1 pseudogene is annotated in these 956 nt (G+C 56.4%); it reads left to right on the top strand.

The window, feature by feature from the left end:
* A pseudogene (locus AB9F29_RS21265) lies at positions 1-576 on the top strand (hypothetical protein); the annotation flags it as partial.
* Positions 577-956: the final 380 nt, after the last annotated feature.

The raw sequence follows: 956 nt of genomic DNA, 5'->3' as shown, positions 1-956 counted from the left end.
AAGTCATTTGAGAAGCGCGTTGATGCCAAAGACTGGGCGGCGCGCCAAGAGTTTTTGATTCGAGAAGGGGAGGTTTCGGGATCGACTGAGACCATGCGCGATGCATTGCTGCGATATGCGCGGGAAGTCTCGCCGTCAAAGCGGGGCGCGAAGTGGGAGCAGCTGCGGCCGGAAAAGATCGCCAAAGGATCTTTGGGCGATGTCGCCCTGCGCAACGTTCAACCTATCGACCTCGCGAATTGGCGCGACATGCGGTTGCGCGAAGTGGCAGCCGGAACTGTAAATCGCGAAATGACCCTCTTGTCGGGCGTGTTTAGCATTGCGCGCAAACGTCGCCGCGATGAAAGAACTGCTCAAGCAGGCAGAGCGCAGCGAGCTAGAAAGTCTGGCGGGCAAAGCGCGCGGCGACGGCAAAGCCAAGGAAAAACCGCTGGGCAAAAAGGGGCAACAAAGCAAAGACGCGCGCGAGATCACCACCACCGCCGAGGGCGGGGTTGCGGCGCATTTGCCGAGTTATTCAGAATTCAAACATTAGGGGGCCGAGGTGGCGATAGATTTTCCCTTTGCTTGCCTTGATTGGGAGGAAAAACTCAAAGCGGGGGAAACGCCGATTTGTGATCTGCCGATCGATAGTAAGAAGGCTGACCAGGCAGAGGCGATTTACAATTCCCTGCGGCTTCCGGATGTGATCGGCCAACCGTGTGCCCGGCGTTGGAGAAGACGGGGGGTATGCAGGGCTGAAAATAAAAGAACATAAGGCTGAGCAATGGCCTCTGCATTGAAAAATGGCCTGTAAACATTTTTGAGGCTACCAGTGCGGCTCAATTATCTTTGCCTCCTGTGTCATCCCCCCTTCGCCTTAACTGGCGAAGGGGGGGGCGAGCAAGTCGCAAGATCTGACATTCGCTGCATTGTAGAAAACTGGTAAAGTGGGCTCGGACCCGCCGTTCGCTGCG

It is taken from the genome of Falsihalocynthiibacter sp. S25ZX9 (genome assembly GCF_041205405.1).
GTDB lineage: Bacteria > Pseudomonadota > Alphaproteobacteria > Rhodobacterales > Rhodobacteraceae > Falsihalocynthiibacter > Falsihalocynthiibacter arcticus.
This window is presented reverse-complemented; position numbering and strand designations above follow the sequence as displayed.